Origin of the sequence: Pseudomonas sp. RIT-PI-a (genome assembly GCF_001187875.1) — a bacterium.
Lineage (GTDB): Bacteria > Pseudomonadota > Gammaproteobacteria > Pseudomonadales > Pseudomonadaceae > Aquipseudomonas > Aquipseudomonas coleopterorum.
Window position 1 is genome coordinate 81,783 of record NZ_LGIR01000034.1, and the last position, 18,439, is coordinate 100,221.

General features: G+C 62.6%; 15 protein-coding genes. 5 read left to right on the forward strand and 10 right to left on the reverse strand.

The features are described 5' to 3' along the window. Nucleotides 1–13 precede the first annotated feature (13 nt). Both AC788_RS21510 and waaA read right to left on the reverse strand, forming a co-directional pair. Entirely contained in the window at nt 14–175 is a 162-nt protein-coding gene (locus AC788_RS21510; RefSeq protein ID WP_082223739.1) for a YqaE/Pmp3 family membrane protein, read from the reverse strand. Nucleotides 176–238: 63 nt separating this feature from the next. Beyond that, nucleotides 239–1,510, reverse strand: a complete 1,272-nt coding sequence (gene waaA / locus AC788_RS20790; protein ID WP_049862454.1) for a lipid IV(A) 3-deoxy-D-manno-octulosonic acid transferase — start codon at nt 1,508–1,510, stop codon at nt 239–241. Between the two features lie 145 nt (nt 1,511–1,655). Here waaA and AC788_RS20795 point away from each other — a divergent pair, with 145 nt between their 5' ends. From AC788_RS20795 to AC788_RS20810, 4 genes are read left to right on the forward strand one after another with little or no spacing between them, the layout of a single operon-like run. Then, complete coding sequence (locus AC788_RS20795; protein WP_049862455.1) at nt 1,656–1,988, forward strand: DMT family transporter; 333 nt, start codon at nt 1,656–1,658, stop codon at nt 1,986–1,988. Between the two features lie 42 nt (nt 1,989–2,030). Further along, nucleotides 2,031–3,206, forward strand: coding sequence for an NAD(P)/FAD-dependent oxidoreductase (locus AC788_RS20800; RefSeq protein WP_049862456.1), 1,176 nt, complete (start codon nt 2,031–2,033; stop codon nt 3,204–3,206). Then, on the forward strand, nt 3,203–4,015 hold the full coding sequence (locus AC788_RS20805) for an aldo/keto reductase (protein WP_049862457.1): 813 nt from the start codon (nt 3,203–3,205) through the stop codon (nt 4,013–4,015). Before AC788_RS20800 ends, AC788_RS20805 begins: the two co-directional genes overlap by 4 nt. Nucleotides 4,016–4,056: 41 nt before the next feature. After that, nucleotides 4,057–5,022 (forward strand): hypothetical protein, encoded by a 966-nt coding sequence (locus AC788_RS20810; RefSeq protein WP_049862458.1) that lies wholly within the window; start codon nt 4,057–4,059, stop codon nt 5,020–5,022. Nucleotides 5,023–5,170: 148 nt separating this feature from the next. Here AC788_RS20810 and hldE read toward each other — a convergent pair whose 3' ends face one another. Beyond that, the gene (gene hldE, locus AC788_RS20815; protein WP_049862459.1) at nt 5,171–6,592 is read right to left on the reverse strand and encodes a bifunctional D-glycero-beta-D-manno-heptose-7-phosphate kinase/D-glycero-beta-D-manno-heptose 1-phosphate adenylyltransferase HldE; all 1,422 of its coding nucleotides are present in this window, start codon (nt 6,590–6,592) and stop codon (nt 5,171–5,173) included. 394 nt (nt 6,593–6,986) lie between these two features. After that, the gene (gene msbA, locus AC788_RS20820) at nt 6,987–8,795 is read right to left on the reverse strand and encodes a lipid A export permease/ATP-binding protein MsbA (protein ID WP_049862460.1); all 1,809 of its coding nucleotides are present in this window, start codon (nt 8,793–8,795) and stop codon (nt 6,987–6,989) included. 297 nt (nt 8,796–9,092) lie between these two features. On the opposite strand from msbA, the gene AC788_RS20825 reads away from it, so the two are divergent. Then, a complete protein-coding gene (locus AC788_RS20825; RefSeq protein WP_049862467.1) occupies nt 9,093–9,695 on the forward strand; it encodes a lipopolysaccharide kinase InaA family protein in 603 nt (200 codons plus the stop codon). Between the two features lie 214 nt (nt 9,696–9,909). Here the strand turns inward: AC788_RS20825 and AC788_RS20830 are convergent, their stop codons facing one another. The 6 genes from AC788_RS20830 to AC788_RS21775 all read right to left on the reverse strand — a co-directional run. Then, nucleotides 9,910–11,313, reverse strand: a complete 1,404-nt coding sequence (locus tag AC788_RS20830) for a PIG-L deacetylase family protein (RefSeq protein ID WP_049862461.1) — start codon at nt 11,311–11,313, stop codon at nt 9,910–9,912. Further along, nucleotides 11,310–12,206: an antimicrobial resistance protein Mig-14 gene (locus AC788_RS20835; protein WP_049862468.1), complete on the reverse strand. Its 897-nt coding sequence runs from the start codon at nt 12,204–12,206 to the stop codon at nt 11,310–11,312. The genes AC788_RS20830 and AC788_RS20835 overlap by 4 nt, the downstream gene beginning before the upstream one ends. Continuing rightward, nucleotides 12,206–13,336 carry a glycosyltransferase gene (locus AC788_RS20840; protein WP_049862462.1) on the reverse strand — a complete coding sequence of 377 codons (1,131 nt, stop codon included), beginning with the start codon at nt 13,334–13,336 and terminating at the stop codon, nt 12,206–12,208. Before AC788_RS20840 ends, AC788_RS20835 begins: the two co-directional genes overlap by 1 nt. Further along, nucleotides 13,320–15,077 (reverse strand): carbamoyltransferase family protein, encoded by a 1,758-nt coding sequence (locus tag AC788_RS20845; RefSeq protein WP_049862463.1) that lies wholly within the window; start codon nt 15,075–15,077, stop codon nt 13,320–13,322. Before AC788_RS20845 ends, AC788_RS20840 begins: the two co-directional genes overlap by 17 nt. 236 nt (nt 15,078–15,313) lie before the next feature. Next, nucleotides 15,314–15,694 carry a DUF3077 domain-containing protein gene (locus tag AC788_RS20850; protein WP_152965781.1) on the reverse strand — a complete coding sequence of 127 codons (381 nt, stop codon included), beginning with the start codon at nt 15,692–15,694 and terminating at the stop codon, nt 15,314–15,316. Between the two features lie 779 nt (nt 15,695–16,473). Then, nucleotides 16,474–18,439, reverse strand: a 1,966-nt coding sequence (locus AC788_RS21775) for a hypothetical protein (protein ID WP_161804309.1), incomplete at its 5' end; no start/stop codon positions are given.

The following is an 18,439-nucleotide window of genomic DNA, read 5'->3' on the forward strand; positions in this document are numbered from 1 at the left end:
GGCAACAACGTCGTTACTTTCTACTGGCGATGATGTACACCGCGTGGATGATGCCGGGGATGTAGCCCAGCAACGTGAGCAGGATGTTCAGCCAGAAAGCGCCACCGAAGCCCACTTGCATGAACACGCCGACAGGCGGCAGGAGGATGGCGAAAATGATGCGAATGATGTCCATGGTGCAGCTCCTTGAGGTCGATGCATAACAGACCTCGGGCCGCCCCCGGCGTTCCGCGTGGCGCTAAAGCTTGGCGTCGAGGGCATCTAGCAGACGCTTCAACGCGCCTTGGTTGGCGCGCATCACGGCCAGCCCGGCCTCTCCGCTGCGCACCGCATCACGCGGCAGTTCTATCCACTGTCGCACTGCCGTTGCCAGACCCTGTGCATCGTCGACCTCGACCAATGCACCAGCCTCGCGCAGCATCGCGCCGATCTCGAGAAAGTTGAACATGTGCGGCCCGCTCAGCACCGGCTTGGCCAGCGCGGCAGGCTCCAATGGGTTGTGCCCTCCATTGGCCACCAGACTGCCGCCGACGAACGCGATGTCCGCCAGGGCATAGAGGAACAGCAACTCGCCCATGGTATCGCCCAGCAACACTTGGGTTGCCGCCGTGACCGGCTGATCGAGCGAGCGCTGCACCGTGGTGAAACCCTGGGCCTTGCACAACGCATGCATCGAAGCGAAACGCTCCTGGTGCCGCGGGACCAGAATCAGCAAGGCATCGGCGTGGCTGGCGAGCAACTGACGATGGGCGGCCAGGATCACCTCATCTTCACCCTCGTGAGTGCTGGCAGCGATCCAGACCGGACGTTCGCTCGCCTGCCACTGTTCGCGCAACCGAGCGGCGCGGACAGGCACGGCAGGGTCGACGTTGAGATCGAACTTGATCGAGCCGGTCACCTGCACACATTCGGGGCGCGCACCCAATGCCAGAAAACGCTCTGCCTCGACTTGCGTCTGCACCGCCAGCAGGCTCATTTCCGCCAGCATTGGCGCGGTCAACCGAGAGAAACGTGCATAGCCCCTGGCCGAACGCGCGGAGAGCCGGCCATTGGCCAATGCGACCGGAATGCCACGCCGGGCGCACTGGTGAATATGGTTGGGCCACAGCTCGGTTTCGATGATCACGGCCAGGCGCGGTCGTACATGGTCGAGAAATCGGCCGGATGCCCACGGCAGATCGTACGGCAGGTAGCAATGCTGGATGCGCGGCTCGCCAGCGAACAGTGCCTGGATGCGCTCCGACCCGGTCGGCGTCATGCAGGTCACGGTGATGGGCAGCTCGGGGTGGCGCAGCAGCAACTGGCGGATCATGGGTGCGGCGGCAATGCTTTCGCCCACCGACACGGCATGTACCCAGATACCCCCCGGCTGCATCGGCGGCAGCCGGTAGGCGAAACGCTCGCCCAGGCGTTGCCCGTAGGCCGGCGCCTTGCGCGCCCGCAGCCACAGACGCACGGCCAGCAACGGCAGCCCCAGGTGAAACAGCAAGGTGTAGAGAGTTCTGTTCATGGCGGCGAAGTGTACTCAGGTCATGATCCTTGACCAAGTGCCCGCCGCAACCCTGCGAACCGATTGCCCGGCGATCACTCCAAATGGACGAACCCGCGCCGGCCGTGCATCGCCTAGAATGCCTGCATCGAACAGGAGCCCCACCATGAACGCCTACGCTTTTCTTGCCATCGCCATCTGCGCCGAAGTGATCGCCACTGTCTCCATGAAGGCGGTCAAAGGGCTCAGCACACCGCTGCCGCTGTTTCTGGTGGTGGCCGGCTATGGCATCGCGTTCTGGATGCTGACCCTGGTGGTGCGCACGGTGCCGGTGGGCATCGCCTACGCCATCTGGGCAGGCATGGGCATCGTCATGGTCAGCATCGCCGCCCTGTTCATCTACGGGCAGAAGCTCGACCTGCCGGCCATGCTCGGCATGGCGCTGATCGTGCTGGGCGTGGTGGTGATCCAGCTGTTCTCGAAAACCACCGGGCACTGAGGCTGTATACTCCCCCGCCTGTCCTAGCCTGCGAGGTCTGCAATGCCGTCTGAACTGTCCACTGATATCGTCATCGTCGGCGCCGGTGTCGCCGGGCTCTGGCTCAACGCGCGGCTGCGCGCCCTGGGCTATTCGACGGTGCTGGTGGAGAACGCGCGCCTGGGCGGCGGGCAGACCTTCAAGGCCCAGGGGATCATTCACGGCGGTGCCAAATACGCCCTGCACGGCGCGCTGACCGGCGCCTCCGAAGCCATCGCCGACATGCCGCGGCGCTGGCGAGAAGCGCTGGCTGGCCAGGGCGAACTGGACCTTTCGGGCGTGCGCCTGCTGTCCGAGGCGCATTATCTGTGGTCGCCGGGCACCCTGGCAGGCAACCTCACCAGCTTCTTCGCCAGCAAGGCCGTGCGCGGCCGGGTCGATCAGGTCAAGGGCGAGCAACTGCCGCCCGCTCTGCAGGACCGCGCGTTCAAGGGCAAGGTCTATCGCTTGGCCGAGCTGGTGGTGGACGTGCCCAGCCTGGTCGCTCGGCTCGCCGAGTTGGCCGGCGATGGGCTGCTGGCGGGCGAGCGGATCGAGCCACTGTATGACCAGAACCGGCTGGCCGGACTGATCGTTGATGGCCGGGTGATTCGCGCCCAGCGCGTGGTGCTCAGCGCGGGTGAAGGCATCCAGGCCCTGTTGGCGGAACTGGGCGTCGAACAACCCACGATGCAGCGACGGCCACTGCACATGGTGCTGGCCAAGGGCGCCAACCTGAAACCCTTGTACGCCCACTGCCTGGGCGGCGGGCCGAAGCCGCGCATCACCGTCACCACTCATCCGGGGGCCGACGGCCAATGGGTCTGGTACCTGGGTGGCGAGATCGCCGAAGCCGATGGCGTGGCTCGCGATCCGGCCCAGCAGATCGCCGCTGCCCAGAAGGAAATCGGCCAACTGCTGCCCTGGGTCGATCAAAGCCAGCTGCGCTGGGCCACCTTGCGGGTCAATCGCGCCGAGCCCGCTCAATCCGGACTGGTGCGTCCGGACAACGCATTTCTGGCCGATCAACCCGGCTTGCTGGTGGGTTGGCCGACCAAGCTGGCCTTGGCGCCGGATTTTGCCGACCGCGTTATCGCTGCCCTGCAGCGCGATGGCATTGCACCGCACAGCCATGCTCCCCTGCCAGAGCTGCCCAAGCCGGCCCTGGCCACACCTGTCTGGGATGAACTGCTGCCATGAGCCTGCCCACCCTGCACGACCTGCACCGCCCGCTGGGCGACACCGGCCTGCGGGTTTCCCCCCTGGGCCTGGGTACGGTGAAACTGGGCCGCGACCAAGGGGTGAAATACCCCAACGGCTTCACCATTCCCGATGACAGCGCCGCGCGCATGTTGCTGGGCCAGGCACGTCAGCTGGGCATCAACCTGATCGACACCGCGCCGGCCTATGGCATCAGCGAAGAACGCCTGGGGCCGCTGCTGCGGGGTCAGCGGCAGGACTGGGTGATCGTCAGCAAAGTCGGTGAAGAATTCGAATCGGGCCAGTCACGCTTCGACTTCAGCGCCGAGCACACGCGTTTCTCGGTGGAGCGCAGTTTGAAACGCCTGGAAACAGACTTCATCGATCTGCTGCTGGTGCATTCGGACGGCAACGATCTGGATATTCTGCAAGGTTGTGAGGTGTACGAAACGTTGGCGGCGCTGAAGGCCGAAGGCAAGATTCGCGGCTTCGGCTTTTCCGGCAAAACCGTGCAGGGCGGGCTCAAAGCCCTGGAAACCGGGGACTGCGCCATGGTCACCTACAACCTGAACGAGCAGTCCGAGCGCCCGGTGCTCGACTACGCGGCCGCCCACGGCAAGGCCATTCTGGTGAAAAAGGCGTTGGCCAGCGGTCATGCCTGCCTGGCTCCGGGCGTGGATCCGGTGCGCGCCAGCTTCGAGCTGCTGTTTGCTCACCCCGGGGTGGCCAGTGCTATTGTCGGAACGATAAATCCGCTGCACCTGTCCCACAACGTAGCGACAGCCGCTGCCGTGCTACTCAGGAATTGACGCCGCCGACGCGGCCGACCCCGACGCAAGAAGGAGCCGTAATGCCGCGTACCCTGACCCGAAAGAATCCAGGCAATTTCAAGACCCTGCCCCTTGCCGTCGATGCCACGCCCGAAGCCCTGAGCTATGAAGCCGTGGGCATGCCGTTGAATTTTGCCCAGACCCTGGAGCGGCGCAAACCGGTCGAGGTGAATGACAGCGAACGCTTTCGCGTGGAACTGGCCAACCTCGGCGTGTCGGTCCGGCTGACCCTGAACTGGCGTGGCCGCGACTACTGGGTGCTGGTGCGCCAGCGCCGCGAAGACCGCGGCGACGTGGTGCTCAAGCTGATCTCTGGCTATGTCCCGGCTCATGAAGTGAACCTGCCGCTGCACACGGCCATTCAGGAAATTGCCGAAGAATGCCTGCTGGAGACGTCGGAAGGCTGGCTGGGTGGGCGCTTCAACGACACCTGGCTGCCGACACCGTATGACCAGGTCTTGCGCTATCAGGAGAAGCTGCCCTTTCGCTTGAGCACCCGCTCCGGTGCCGCGCGACCGGTGAAGTGTGGCAGCCTGAACCTGATCGAGCGGCCCCGAGCCTACGTGCACGTACCGACGGCTTCGTTGCAGTTGGTGTACGACCTGCGTCTGGAAGTGCCGCCGCAGGCCAAGGGGCTGAGCCTGTTCCACGTCGAGGAGCGGCTGGAAAAGGGTGAATTAATCACCCGCCTGAGCCGCAGCAAGCCTGACCTGTATCTGATTCCTTTGAAGGACGGGCAGCCGGTCGCCGAGCTGTACACGTTGAAGAAGGACAAGCTGCACGCTGCCAGCACACGGGGCGTTTATCTGGCCGAGAGCTTCGCCGCACAGGATGGCTGGCTGGTACGCGACGAGCGTGTGCGGTGGCGTGACTGGGTGGCGGAAAAAGGCCTCGCCATCCCGAAGAAGCCACGTACCAGCCTGGAGAAATTCAAGGTCAAGGCGCGAGTATTGGTGCGTAAGGTGCGCAGCGGTCTGCACAAGTAATCCCATTGTCCCGACCGGCTACCGTCGTGCGGTGTGCCTGGGAAACCGCGGCTTGCGCCGGCGGTGGATGCGGTCTCTGTAGCAGCGGCGCGAGCCGCGTCGGCGGTGGACGCGGTGCATTTACGGGAACGCGGTAAAACCCGACGCTTCAACGGCTGCGGATTTTCTCGACGATGGCGGTGGTCGAGCTGTTTTCCACCAGGCCCAGCACTTTCACCGTGCCGCCATAAGCACTGACGATGTCGGCGCCTACCACCTGATCCACCGAATAATCACCGCCTTTGACCAATACATCCGGACGCACATGGGTCAGCAGGTTCTCCGGTGTACCTTCGGCGAAGCTGATCACCCAGTCCACTGCCCCCAGCCCGGCCAACACTGCCATGCGCCGGTCGACGCTGTTGATCGGGCGCCCCGGCCCTTTCAAGCGGCTTACCGAGGCATCATCGTTGACTGCCACGATCAGACGATCACCCTGGGCACGGGCCTGCTCCAGGTACGTCACATGACCGGCATGGAGAATATCGAAACACCCATTGGTAAACACGATGCGCTCGTTGTGCGCCCGCGCATCGTCGATCGCCAGCAGCAACTGCTCCAGGCTCAACACGCCACGCTCCGAACCTTCTTCGCGCTGGATCGCCCGGCGCAATTCAGGCGCGCTGATCGCCGCGGTCCCCAGCTTGCCGACCACGATACCCGCCGCCAGGTTGGCCAGCGCCACGGCATGGGGCAGTTCTTCGCCCGCCGCGATGGCCGCCGCCAGCGTGGAAATCACCGTATCGCCGGCGCCGGTCACATCGAAGACTTCACGGGCTCGTGCAGGCAAGTGCAAGGCAGGATGCTCGGGGCGCAACAGGGTCATGCCGTGCTCGCCGCGGGTCACCAGCAAGGCGCCCAGCTCGAGGTCGCGCATCAGCGTGGCGCCCTTGGCCACCAGGTCCGCCTCATCGGCACAGCCGCCGACGATGGTTTCGAATTCACTGAGGTTGGGCGTGATCAGGCTGGCACCGCGATAGATCGAAAAGTCCTTGCCCTTGGGGTCGGCCAGCACCGGGATATCGCGTGCACGCGCCGCCTGGATCAGCGCCTGGTGATTCCTCAGGGCGCCCTTGCCGTAGTCCGACAGGACCAGCACCTTGACGCCGTCGAGCAACGCGTCGACCTCAGCGGCCAGCGCCGCTGGGTCGGTGGCGAACGCTTCTTCGAAATCGATGCGCAGCAATTGTTGATGGCGGCTCATGACCCGCAGCTTGACGATGGTCGGCTGGTGGGCAATGCGCTGGAACACTGCAGTGACCCCAGCGGCCTTGAGGCTGTCGCTCAGGCTGTCGGCGGCTTCGTCGGTCCCGGTCACGCCGACCAGCGAAGCCGGCGCGCCCAAGGCTGCGATGTTCAACGCGACGTTGGCGGCACCACCAGGACGGTCTTCGATCTGCTCGACCTTGACCACCGGGACCGGCGCTTCCGGGGAAATGCGCGAAGTACCGCCATGCCAGTAACGGTCGAGCATGACATCGCCGACCACCAGCACAGGGGCCGATTCGAATCGCGGCATGGATAACTTCATGGGCAACCCACATACAAAATGAACAGGGCGGCGATATTAACACGCAAGCACCCGATAGGCCCGCCCCTGCCCTTACTGTGGGAGCGGGGCGGGCGGCCGAGCCCTCTGCCCGCGAAGAAGGCGACGCGGTAGGGCAGGCAGATCGCAGTGAAGCCTTCGCGGGCAGAGACCCGCTCCCACAGACCAAATGCCGTGCCCGGCCCGCCCCTGTGGGAGCGGGCTCTGCCTGCGAAGAAGGCGACGCGGTATGGCAGGCAGGTCGCGGTGAAGCCTTCGCGGGCAGAGACCCGCTCCCACAGTCTCGCTCCCACAGCCCAACTCCCACAGTTCCGCGCTCACAGTTCCGCTCTCACAGACCACGTGCCGTGCCCCGCCCCGCAGAACAAACAGGGGGTCAGGTGATGTCGGTTTTCGCCGGCTCGTCCAGGCCCATGGCGTGCAGTCTGGCGTAATAGCCGTTCTGCGCGAGCAACTGGGCGTGGGTGCCACGCTCGACGATGCGGCCCTGGTCCATCACCAGAATCTGGTCGGCCTTCTCGATCGTCGACAAGCGGTGGGCGATCACCAAGGTGGTTCGCCCCTTCATGACGTGGTCCAACGCTGCCTGGATATGCCGCTCCGACTCGGTGTCCAGCGCCGAGGTCGCTTCGTCGAGAATCAGCACCGGGGCATTCTTGAGCAGCGCCCGAGCGATCGCCAGGCGCTGGCGTTGGCCACCGGACAACAGCACGCCGTTCTCGCCGACCTGCGTGTCGAACCCTTCAGGCAGGCGATCGACGAACTCCTTGGCATAGGCATCGGCCGCGGCCGCCACCACGTCCTCGCGCGGCGCGTCGGCCAGATCACCGTAGGCGATGTTGTTGGCGATGCTGTCGTTGAACAGCGTCACGCTTTGGGTCACCAAGGCAATGTGCCGACGCAGATTGCGCAACTGATAATCGGCGATCTCCACACCATCGAGCAGCACTTCGCCTTCGTTGTGATGATAGAAGCGTGGGATCAGCCCGGCCAAAGTCGACTTGCCACTGCCCGACCGCCCTACCAAAGCGATCATCTGCCCTGGTTTGGCAGTGAAATTGATGTCGTTGAGCACCTGCCGATCAGTGCCGGGGTAGGTGAAGTTGAGGTTGCGCACTTCCAGCAGGCCACTGACGCGCTCGCGTTCCACCGTGCCGGTGTCCAACTCGGGGGCAACGTCCAATTGCTCGAAGATGCTTTCTGCACCGGCAACGCCCTTTTGCACCGTGGAGCTGACTTCGGACAGCTGGCGTATCGGCTTGGGCAGCAAACCGGCTGCAGTGATATACGCCACCAGATCACCCGCGGTGGCGTCGCCACGCATGTACAGCACCAGGAACATCAGCACGGCCATCGCGGTGTAGATCACCAGCTGCAGCATCGGTGTGTAGATCGCACCGGTCTTGGTCATGCGCAGTTGCTTGTCGGTATTGCCCTGGCTGGCCTTGGCGAAACGGGTCTGCTCGTAGCCTTCGCCGCCGAAGCTGCGGACCACCCGGTAGCCCTGGATGGTTTCGGATGCCACGTGGGTCACGTCGCCCATGGCGACCTGAATCTTCTTGCTCTGCTTGCGAAATTTCTTGCTCGTGCTGCCGACCATGACCGCAATCAGCGGAAGGATGGCAAGCATCACCAAGGTCAGTTGCCAGTTCATCCAGATCAGGTAGATGAACAGGAACACCACCGTCAGGCCTTCGCGGATCACCACCTTGATGGCATCGGTCGCAGCGCCCGTGACCATGGTCACGTTGAAGGTGATGCGCGAGATCAAGTGGCCGGAGTTGTGCGTGTCGAAGTAGCGGTTGGGCAGCACCAGCAGTTTGTTAAACAGCTCCACGCGCAGGTCGTGGACCAGCCCCAGCGATACCTTGGCCAGAAAGTAGTTGCCCAGGTAGGAACCCAGGCCCTGCCAGGCGGCGATCAGCACGATCAGGATCGGCACCGCCTGCAGCAGTTGCAGGTCGCGCAGGTAGGGCACGTTGGGAAACAGCACCGCTTCGGGATTGCTCAGGCCGTCGACGAAGTACTTCAGGATCCCGGCCAGCATGGGCTGGGTGGAAGCGAAGATCACGAAACCTAGGATACTGATCAGAAACATGCCCACGTAGGGGCGAACGTAGCTGAGCAGTCGCAAATAGATTTTCAGGCTTGAATCCTGTTCCGCTGGGCGCGGTGAATCACTCATCGTCTAACTCACTGTTGGCGTAGAACGGGAACTTTATCACAGGGGCGGATCAGGGATCGCAGTGCAGCAGGAACACAGCGCCGCGCCTTTCGCGGGCAGAGCCCACTCCCACAGCACAGTCCCTTGTGGTTTCAGCCTCTGCCCGCGAAGGGCTCCCTGCACAGTCCCCTGTGGGAGCGGGGCGGGCGGCCGAGCCCTCTGCCCGCGAAGTGCGCACTGCCGTGGGCCTGGCGGTAGAACATGCCGCCGCTTTTGGGCATCATGCCAACCGCCCTCTTCAATCAAGGCTTTATCACGATGCAATGCACCCGCCTTCCTCAGGCCGCTTTTGACACGCTGACCGCTGGCGCCAAGGTGTTGGAGGCCGACAGCCATGGCGCGAAAGTGTACCTGCTCGCGGACGGGAACATCCTCAAGCTGTTCCGTCGCAAACGCCTGTTTTCCTCGGCGTTGCTGCGTCCTTATTCGGCGCGTTTCATCGCCAATGCCCAGCGTCTTCAGCAACTGGGCGTGCCGACCTTGAAGGTGCTGCAGCACTACCGTCTGGACAAGCCCGGCATGACGGCCGTGCTGTACGAGCCCTTGCCCGGCAGGAATCTGCGCCAGTTGATGGACACTGCCGAGTTCACCTGGCAGGAGAGCCTTGAGCCACTGATCGCCCTGATCCGCCAGCTGCACCGCTGCGGGGTGTATTTTCGCTCGCTGCACCTGGGCAATGTGATCGTCACGCCCGAAGGGGCGTTGGGCTTGATCGACATGGCCGACATGAGCTTCACGCGAGGGCCTTTGTCCAGGCGCTTGATCAAGCGCAATCTGGAGCATTTCTCCCGCTACCTGGAGCGCGAGCGATTGACCGCCTGCTTCCCGTTGGCAGAGCTGAACAAGGCCGTTCTGAAATAACACCAGGCCCGACGCAGTATGGCCGGACGCGGCTTGCACCGCTGCTACAGGGGATCGCGGTGCCCACCAGAAATTCGCACCACCCGCATCAGCGGCGCCCGCGGTGTCCCCGCAACAACACAACCCCTGTAGCAGCGGCGCAAGCCGCGTCGGCGGCGCAGGCGATGTACCTGCAAGAACGCCGTGCAGCTTTCCTCAACGCCCCAACGCCGCCTTACAAGTCCTTGCGCCAGAACAACTCATGACTGCGCACTGCCTTGCGGAAGAACTCGTTCTCACCGGTGGCCGGCCAACGTCGACCCGCCAGCAACCACTGCAGCCAGCGCCGCACGCGACGCTTGAACGGGGCCGGCGGTTGCAGGTCGTGCATCATGCCCAGGGCCATGGCCTTGTCTATCTGCACCGTGGTGCTGACCGGCAGGCTGCACGGCACCAGCCGCTCGCGGGCATCGAAGAACGGCGGCAGGGCCACGCCCTCGCCTGCACTGCCCATGGGCCAGCGGTCGTTGTCATGCAAATGATTGGCATAGCCCAGCAGATGGCGTGGCGGGTGTGCCAGCCCTTCCAGCGCCTGCAACACCGCCGCCTGGGCGCAGATGTGGTCGGGGTGTGGATCGATGCTCGCGTGCGGCATCACCAGCACCTCCGGTTGCGCACGCTGCAACAGCTCGCGCAGGTCCGCCACCAGATTGTTCCAGGTCGGCGCGCCGTCGGCGTCAGCTGGCAAGGCGAAAGGGTTGAGCTGGCGGAACGGGCGGATATCGGTCATGTCCGCCTCACGCGAGCCACACGACTGGTCAGGCGCCGCCTGCATGACCGGCAATTGCAGGCAGAAATACCCCAACTGCACGCACTGATCGGCCGGCACCCCAGCCCAGCGCGGTACGGCCAGACTGTCCCAAGCTCGTAGCCGTCCTTTCAGGCGCGCCGCTTCGGCCGGCGCCAGCCCCATCGCCTGATAGTGCTCGGCTTCGATCTCCCCTGCCGTCACGGTCACGATCCAACTGCTCGCCGCTCGGCTGTACAAACCATAAGCCGCCAACTCGGCGTCGTCGGCATGGGGTGCGATGACCATGACCCGCTGCTGGGTAAAATCCGGATGCTGGAAGCGCCACAACCGCGGTTCCCCGACGATCCGACAGAAACGCCCACGCACCCGCAGGCGGCCCTGGTTCAGTTCGTCAGCAAAGCCGCTCAGGTTCAGATAGCGCAAACCATCGACACCGCGCTCGAACGTCTGCCGGTCCGCCAGCTCGACGCCCTGCAGTTGCACGCACGGATCCAGGAATCGACCCAGCCAAGACGCTTTCACATCCACGGCCAGAATCAAGGTATCCGCCGCTTCCAGACGCTCCGCGACCTGCAGCAGGTCGCCGTTCAGGCTGACCCCGGCCAGCTCCGCGGTGCTGTCGAAGCTGTAGGCGTAATCGTCGCCGGGGGAATAGAACAAATGATCGGCAAACCACGCCTCATGGGCTACCCAGGCCAGCACCAGCAGGGGCAGCGGCAACCACCAGGCGATCAGTACCCCCGCCAGCAGCATCACCGCCAGCCCAGCCAGCAGCACACGCCGCTTATTGCGCCGATGCCGGGCGAGCAACGCCTGCTTGCGGCTCATGCCTGAAACACCGGAACGGGGTTGCACCAGCGGTCCTTGTATTCACGATCGGCCCGGCCGAACGAGAAACGCAGCGGCTTGTTCACCGCGCGGGCCTGTTCCCAGGCACTCTGGGTATTCAGATAACTGAGCACGCTGCCAGGGCTGAACGCACGGGACTGCGGATCCACACCACCATTGATGTACTCCACACTGACCCATTCCGGAGCCTCGACGCGGTACACCAACTGGATGGCGATGGGCGCATCATCCAGCAGCAGCACAGACCCGATCATCAGCTCGCGCAGCAACTCGATGACCTCGCCCATGCGTTCGGCACCGGTTGCGGCAAAACCCCAGCGCCGCTGGAACAGATCGCAATAGATCGCCGCCAGCTCGGCGCTGCTGAACTCGGCGACAGGCTTCACCACCCCGCCCGCTTCTTCCAGCAGCCGCAGTTCACGGCGCTGGTTGTAGCGAAACTTCTTCGACAAGTCTTCCGGCGTGCGCGCCATGGCCAGGCTTTCGGCCTGCGCCTTCAAGCCGCTGAAACGCCCCTGGTTCAGTTCGGACAGGTAACGGCCATGGTGGCGCAGCGGCGCCTGGGCATCCTTGGCTGCCGGCAGGATCAACTCGGCATTGCCCAGATCGTACAAGCCCTTCTTGCCGTGCTGCTTGAGCACATCCTTGGACAACGCCAGGTAACGGCCCCAGGTGGGTATTGCCGCGACCAGTCCACCCGCATGTTCCCAGCCCAGATAGCGCACCGGGATGCCGGCCAGCTCGGCCAGGCGCTCGACCACCAGTGGATGAGTGGCCACACTGCCGCCGAACTGTGTCCAGGCTTGGGCGTAGCTGGCTGCATCCAGCGTTTGCCAGCCCCGCTCGCGCACGCTTTGCAATCGATTGAGCATCATGTTTGCGCCGTCAGTGCCGTGACCATCGGCAGTTGCCAGAAGGCCCTGCGCACGGCCCGTTCGCAGAAGCGGGCGTCCAGGCGTTCGGCCATGAGCATTTGGTACTCCGCACGCTGGTAGCGATCCATTGTGGCCATGTGCTCCAGGCCCTGGGCCAGACGTTCGGCATCACCTTGCGGGAACAGGATACCGGCACCTTCGACGATCTCCGGCGCACTGCCGCAGGCCGCCGCCAGGAGCGGCACATGGGCGACCATGGCTTCGAGCAGGACCCTGCCCGAAGGCTCGTTGGGGGAACTCGAGGCGAACACATCGAACGCCTTGAAATACAGCCGGGCCTGCGGCACCTGGCCAAGCAACCGCACCCGCTCGGCGACACCCAGCTCCACGGCCAGGTCCTTGAGGTGCTGCTCCTGCTCTCCGGAGCCGATGATCACCAGCAGCGCTCGCTCAGGCAGCTTTGCCAAGGCCAGGGCAAAACCGCGCAGCAAGGTGGCCTGGTCCTTGTCCGAGTGCAGACGGCCCACGTTGCCAACGATCCAGGCATCGGGCGCAAGGCCCAGGGCCTGGCGGGCTTCGGCCGCCGGCAGCAACTGCTTCTGCAGGGTGAAGGTATTCATGCGGGTATAGAGCGTGGCAATACGCTCCGATGCCCAGCCAGGCAGGCAGCGGCGAATGTCGTCGCGTACCACATCGGACACACCCAGCAGCCCCAGGCGTCTGCGGAACAACTGCACAAACAGCCGGCGCGAACGGCGCTGATAGGCACCGCTTGCATGATGCACACCAATCACCCGCAGCGAAGTGCCCAACAGGGCAACGTAGACAGGCTCGAACTGATGCGCGATGCAGAAAGCAAATGTTCGCGCAGCGGCAATCTTGCGCAGCTCGCCGATGGCACCGCGCTTCAGACCCGCCAAGGCCTCGGCGCTGCAGGCCATGAACAGCACTTCACCGCTCTCGCAGTCGGCGGCCACCCGAGCATCGGCTGCGCCGGTCAAAAACACGGTGGTGACCCGATAACCACGGCCCACCAACACGCCGGCGTATTGACGGACGCCTTCGAGAAGCAGCCCGTCATAGCCGTGGCAGATTTGCAGTACATGACGCTCAGTCGAGCGTGTCATAGGCTTTGGCGCCCTCTTTGACCACCAGAATGTCTTCCATGATCAGGTACTGCAGGTCCGAGCCATAGAACATGTTCAACGCATCGGTCGGCGAGCAGATCATCGGCTCGCCACGACGGTTGAGCGAGGTGTTGAGTGACACACCGTTACCGGTCAACTCTTCCAGGGCCTTCATCATGTCGTAGTAACGCGGGTTGTATTCGCGCTTGAGCACCTGGGCGCGCGAGGTGCCATCTTCATGGACCACTTCCGGCACACGGGTCTTCCATTCTTCGGCCACCTCGAAGGTGAACGTCATGAACGGCGCCGGATGGTCGATCTTGATCATCTGCGGCGCGACGGTGTCGAGCATCGAGGGGCAGAAAGGCCTCCAGCGCTCGCGGAACTTGATCTGGTGGTTGATGCGGTCGGCCACGCCCGGCACGCTCGGGCAACCAATGATCGAACGACCACCCAACGCGCGTGGGCCGAACTCCATGCGCCCCTGGAACCAGGCCACTGGATTACCGTCGACCATGATCTGGGCGATCTGCTTGGGCATGTTGCCAAGCATGCGGCCCTTGGGCTTGTTCGGATGGCGCGCGCAGGCGGCGATCACGTCCTCGTTGGTGTAGGACGGGCCCAGATACACGTGTTCCATTTTCTCCACGGGCACACCACGGGCATGGGACACATAGGCCGCCGCACCCACCGCCGTACCGGCGTCGCCGGAAGCGGGCTGCACGAACAGCTCTTTCACGTCCGGGCGGGCGATGATCTTCTGGTTCAGCTTGACGTTCAGCGCACAGCCGCCGGCGAAGGCCAGCTTGCCGGTCTGCTTGAGCACATCGCCCAGGTAGTGGTCGATCATCTGCAAGGCGAGCTTCTCGAACAGCGCCTGCATGCTGGCCGCGTAGTGGATGTACGGCTCGTCGGCGATGTCGCCTTCGCGTTTCGGGCCCAGCCACTCGATCAGCTTGGGCGAGAAATAGAAGCCCTTGCCCTTCTCTTTATAGCGGCGCAGGCCGATGACGTTGGCGTAGTCGGTGTTGATCACCAACTCGCCGTTCTCGAACGAGGCCAGGCGCGAGAAATCGTACTTGCTGGCGTCGCCATAGGGCGCCATGCCCATGACCTTGAACTCGCCGTCGAGCATCTCGAAACCCAGGAATTCGGTGATCGCGCCGTACAGGCCGCCCAGCGAATCCGGGTCGAAGAACTCCTTGATCTTGTGGATCTTGCCGTTCTCGCCGTAGCCGAAGAACGTGGTGGCGTACTCACCCTTGCCGTCGATGCCCAGGATCGCGGTTTTTTCCTGGAAGCCCGAGCAGTGGTAGGCGCTGGAGGCGTGAGCCAGATGGTGCTCGACCGGTTCGATCTTGATTTTCTTGGCGTCGAAGCCCAATTGCTCCAGGCAGAAGACGATCTTGTTGCGGTAGCGCTTGTAGCGGCGGCTTCCCATCAACAACGCGCCGCGGGCGCGGTCCGGGGCGTACCAGTAGCGCTTGGCGTAGTGCCAGCGCGCCTTGCCGAACAGGCTGATGGGCGCAAACGGAATGGCCACCACATCGACGTCCGACGGCTTGATGCCGGCTTGTTCCAGGCAGAACTTGGCCGATTCGTAGGGCATGCGGTTCTTTGCATGTTTGTCGCGCACGAAGCGCTCTTCTTCGGCGGCGGCAATCAGCTTGCCGTCGATGTACAGGGCCGCGGAAGGGTCATGGCTAAGGGCGCCGGACAGGCCAAGAATCGTCAATGCCAAGGGTCTAGCCTCTTTGAACGGGTAGATGCGCCCGCAGGCCTCTGGGGCGACGGGCGGCGAAAGGCGGGGATTATAGCGTAATTGCCCACCGGCCAACACCGGGGCAAGGCTGGCAGCCTACGGCGCTGTCAAGCCGCACCCAGCCAGCCCACGTCCCCTGTGGGAGCGGGCTCTGCCCGCGAAGAGGCCGTCCCTGCCCACACACATTCCAGACAAATCTCCCACAGAACCTTGAATCAATCCTGCGGCACCCGCAACGAAGCCACCACCGCCTGCGCCTGCTCGATGCAATGCAACGTCACGCCCAGCAAACTCCGATCCGGCGCATCCCACAACTCATTCGCCGTCAGCTGAGCGCACTCCAGTAACACCCCGAGGTGCGCCAGTGCCTCCTCCAGCGCAATACCGGCATTCACACTGAACAACGCCGGTTTATCCGACCCGCACGCCCCTACCGGCACATTGCAGGTTTGAATGATTTCCACCATGGTCAATTTCCTTTTCAACATCAATGGGAAGCACGAGCGGCCGTCCCGCTCGCGCGGTACAACCGTCAGCCCCGTTGCCCGAACGGCCGCCACCAAAGCTTCGGCGGTGCCGGCATCTGCACGTTGCAACGAGTAGCCACGGTGTGGCCATCGACATGTTCGGAGACGCTTGGGTAATGAAACAGAGGCTGATCGGGCGGGAGTGGAACGACGGGGGGATCGGGGGTCGGCTTGACCATGGTGGAGCTCTTGGAATGATGGAGCCGCCAGATGTCGCTACTAAACGAAAGGTGGCGGCTGTGACACAGGTTAGTAGACCGGGATTCCAGGAACCCAGCGCACACAAGGTGCCCTGCGCACAGCCGCCATAACACATACCGGCAAACGTAAAAAAACGCACTTCGGGAAGTTATGGCGCTTTGGCGCCTGGAAATTTGTTCAGGCTACTAAACCCGGCCGCTGATTTGGCAGCGACTGGGCAAGGCTACCTAATGTATTGCACAAAAAAAATTGTAGCGCTTTGGCTAAGTACGAGCGGGCTTTGCCGAACAGCGTGAGGCAACTGTAATGAGCTCGTGGTCGAGGTATAGGGCTGGGGAAGGACAATCACGAAGAGCTCGAGGCAGGCTCAGAATAGTTAAAGCCAAGCGCCTAGCCATTTGAACAGGGTACATGCGCGAGCGACCATAGCGGACGGCAGGGCTGCAAAAAGCGGAGCTTATAGAGAAATAAGCGACCACTTAACCCCACCCTAATTCCCGCCCCTCCCATGGACTAGCCGAAGTTTGCTTATCAACCACACCCCCGCCTCCACCAACTACGGATCCCGCCGCCTTCCCATACTAAGTAAAACGGGCATCACCGCTCCCAGCACTTTACACCCAAAAAATTATTTGTCGACACGAAAACTATCTTGCTCGGAAGCATAGACCATGAGCTTGAGTACCCAGGCCGACTGGACCCAGTAGAGCTAGCCCAATATTGGCATCGCGTACGATAAGATTGGTAGATGCCTGTGAGGGGTAGCGTGTACCTGTATGGTGTTTCTGCACGCCCGGGCTTGCCTGATCCCTGAACTGAACTCCTATCGCATGTAAAACAGCAGCGCCAGTCACGGTCAGGTTATCGACTGGATGGTTTCTACTATCCTGCCTTAGCCAATTCAGATTTTGCTGATAGTCAAACAGTTCTGAGGTGTATACCAGCAAAAAGTTATTCGTGCATCTGACTGAGTAGCTTACCTCATGCCCCGCGCTATCAGATGCTGTGATCGTCGAGGTACCGTTACGTTGACTGATAACCCTTCCACTACCATCAACGGTAGCTATGCTCGTGTTAGACGATCGATAGCTGATAGCCCCGCTCCCACCGGTGGCTCTGCGCGTGACCGCGACGTTCGCGGCATAGCTACCTGTTGCAACCCAAGAGGGATGATATTCCAAATGAGCGTGTGTACCATCCAAAACCATAACCGAGGTATCAATGCTCAGCCCTGCTGCTCGGATCAACACTCTTTCAATAGATGATAAACCACTCCCATTTAGCTCTCTTGCCACTAATCTATGGGTTCTGACTGCCAAGTTGCTTACCCGCACAGTCCAAGTCCCACTGATATTCGCATCGACCCGACCTAAGATGTCTCCTCCAGACATAAGCTGTATCTCTTGATTTGGATTCGCGGCACCTGCGACTGTGACTTCAGAATCATATGTCGTGCCTCCACTGGCAATATTTCCGGTTGAATCCACTACGAAAGCAATAGTTGGGCGAACAAACGTAATAGCTTTGATTGTATAGGTCCTGACGGTGAACATAGTGGCAAGATTCTCGGTCGAGCCCATGCCGAGTGATACCTTCAACGTAACAGTAAGCGGACTCTCGTTTTTAAGACCTTTCAACTCATCATTAAGGATGCTGAATGTCTTGAACCCCTGACTGACCCAATCCGCATCCGTCGCACCACCTGTCATCAGCGATTTGCTGTACGCAGTACCATCCTGCTTGGTACCTGCAAGGGTCAACCATGCCGTTTGACCGGCTGCAATGAGGGGCCAGCGTCCGACCCTAACAGTCGCATTCCCAGTCAACCCACTGACATCAAACTCCGGCCCCGCCCCACCATTAGCCGCTTCCACGATGAATAACTCGCTCAGTGCCGATGCTGGCAGTTGCCCGATCTGCAGGTCGGCGGTCGAAGTACCCACCACTGTCTGCTGCGGCCCACGAAACACGGCATATGCCAGCGTAACGGTTTGACCAAGGCTTTGCGCCATTACCTGCGGGGGCACCGGCAGGCGCGCTTCGCCGGACGCCCCGGCGTTTTGCCAAGGCACAACGGGCCGAGTGCCGTCGGGCAGTGCCCACACCACACCCACCGTATCTCCGGACACGATGCGGTTGTCTGTCACCACGATGGTTGCCGTGTTGCTGTCGAACTGAGTGCCCGGCCTGACCGGTGACCAGGGGTTGACCTGGCTTCCTGACGCATCCACCAGCTTGGGCAGCGGCCAAGGCCGTTCCGCCGCCGCCCCGACATGCAGCTGCAGCCGCTGCGAGCTCCCCACCGGCTGGCTGTTGCGGGTGGCCTCGTACCAAACCTCTACGTAGCCATTGCTATTGCCAGCGATGTAAGGATCACTGGCCAACGTGACTTCCAGGTTGCCCGAGCTTGGAAATGGCTGGTTGGTAATGGACGTACTGGCACCAGGTCGGCCCTCCCAGTGAACGGTCAACCTGTCATCGGGTAAGAGGACGGGGTTGGGTTCCACCACCACCTTGAAGGTCGGGCCGACCGCGCCGGGGTCGATCTCGCCGCCTTGAAACACCGGCTCGGTGGTCGGCTTGGGCAGGTTGTTCGGCACGCCCACCACGCTC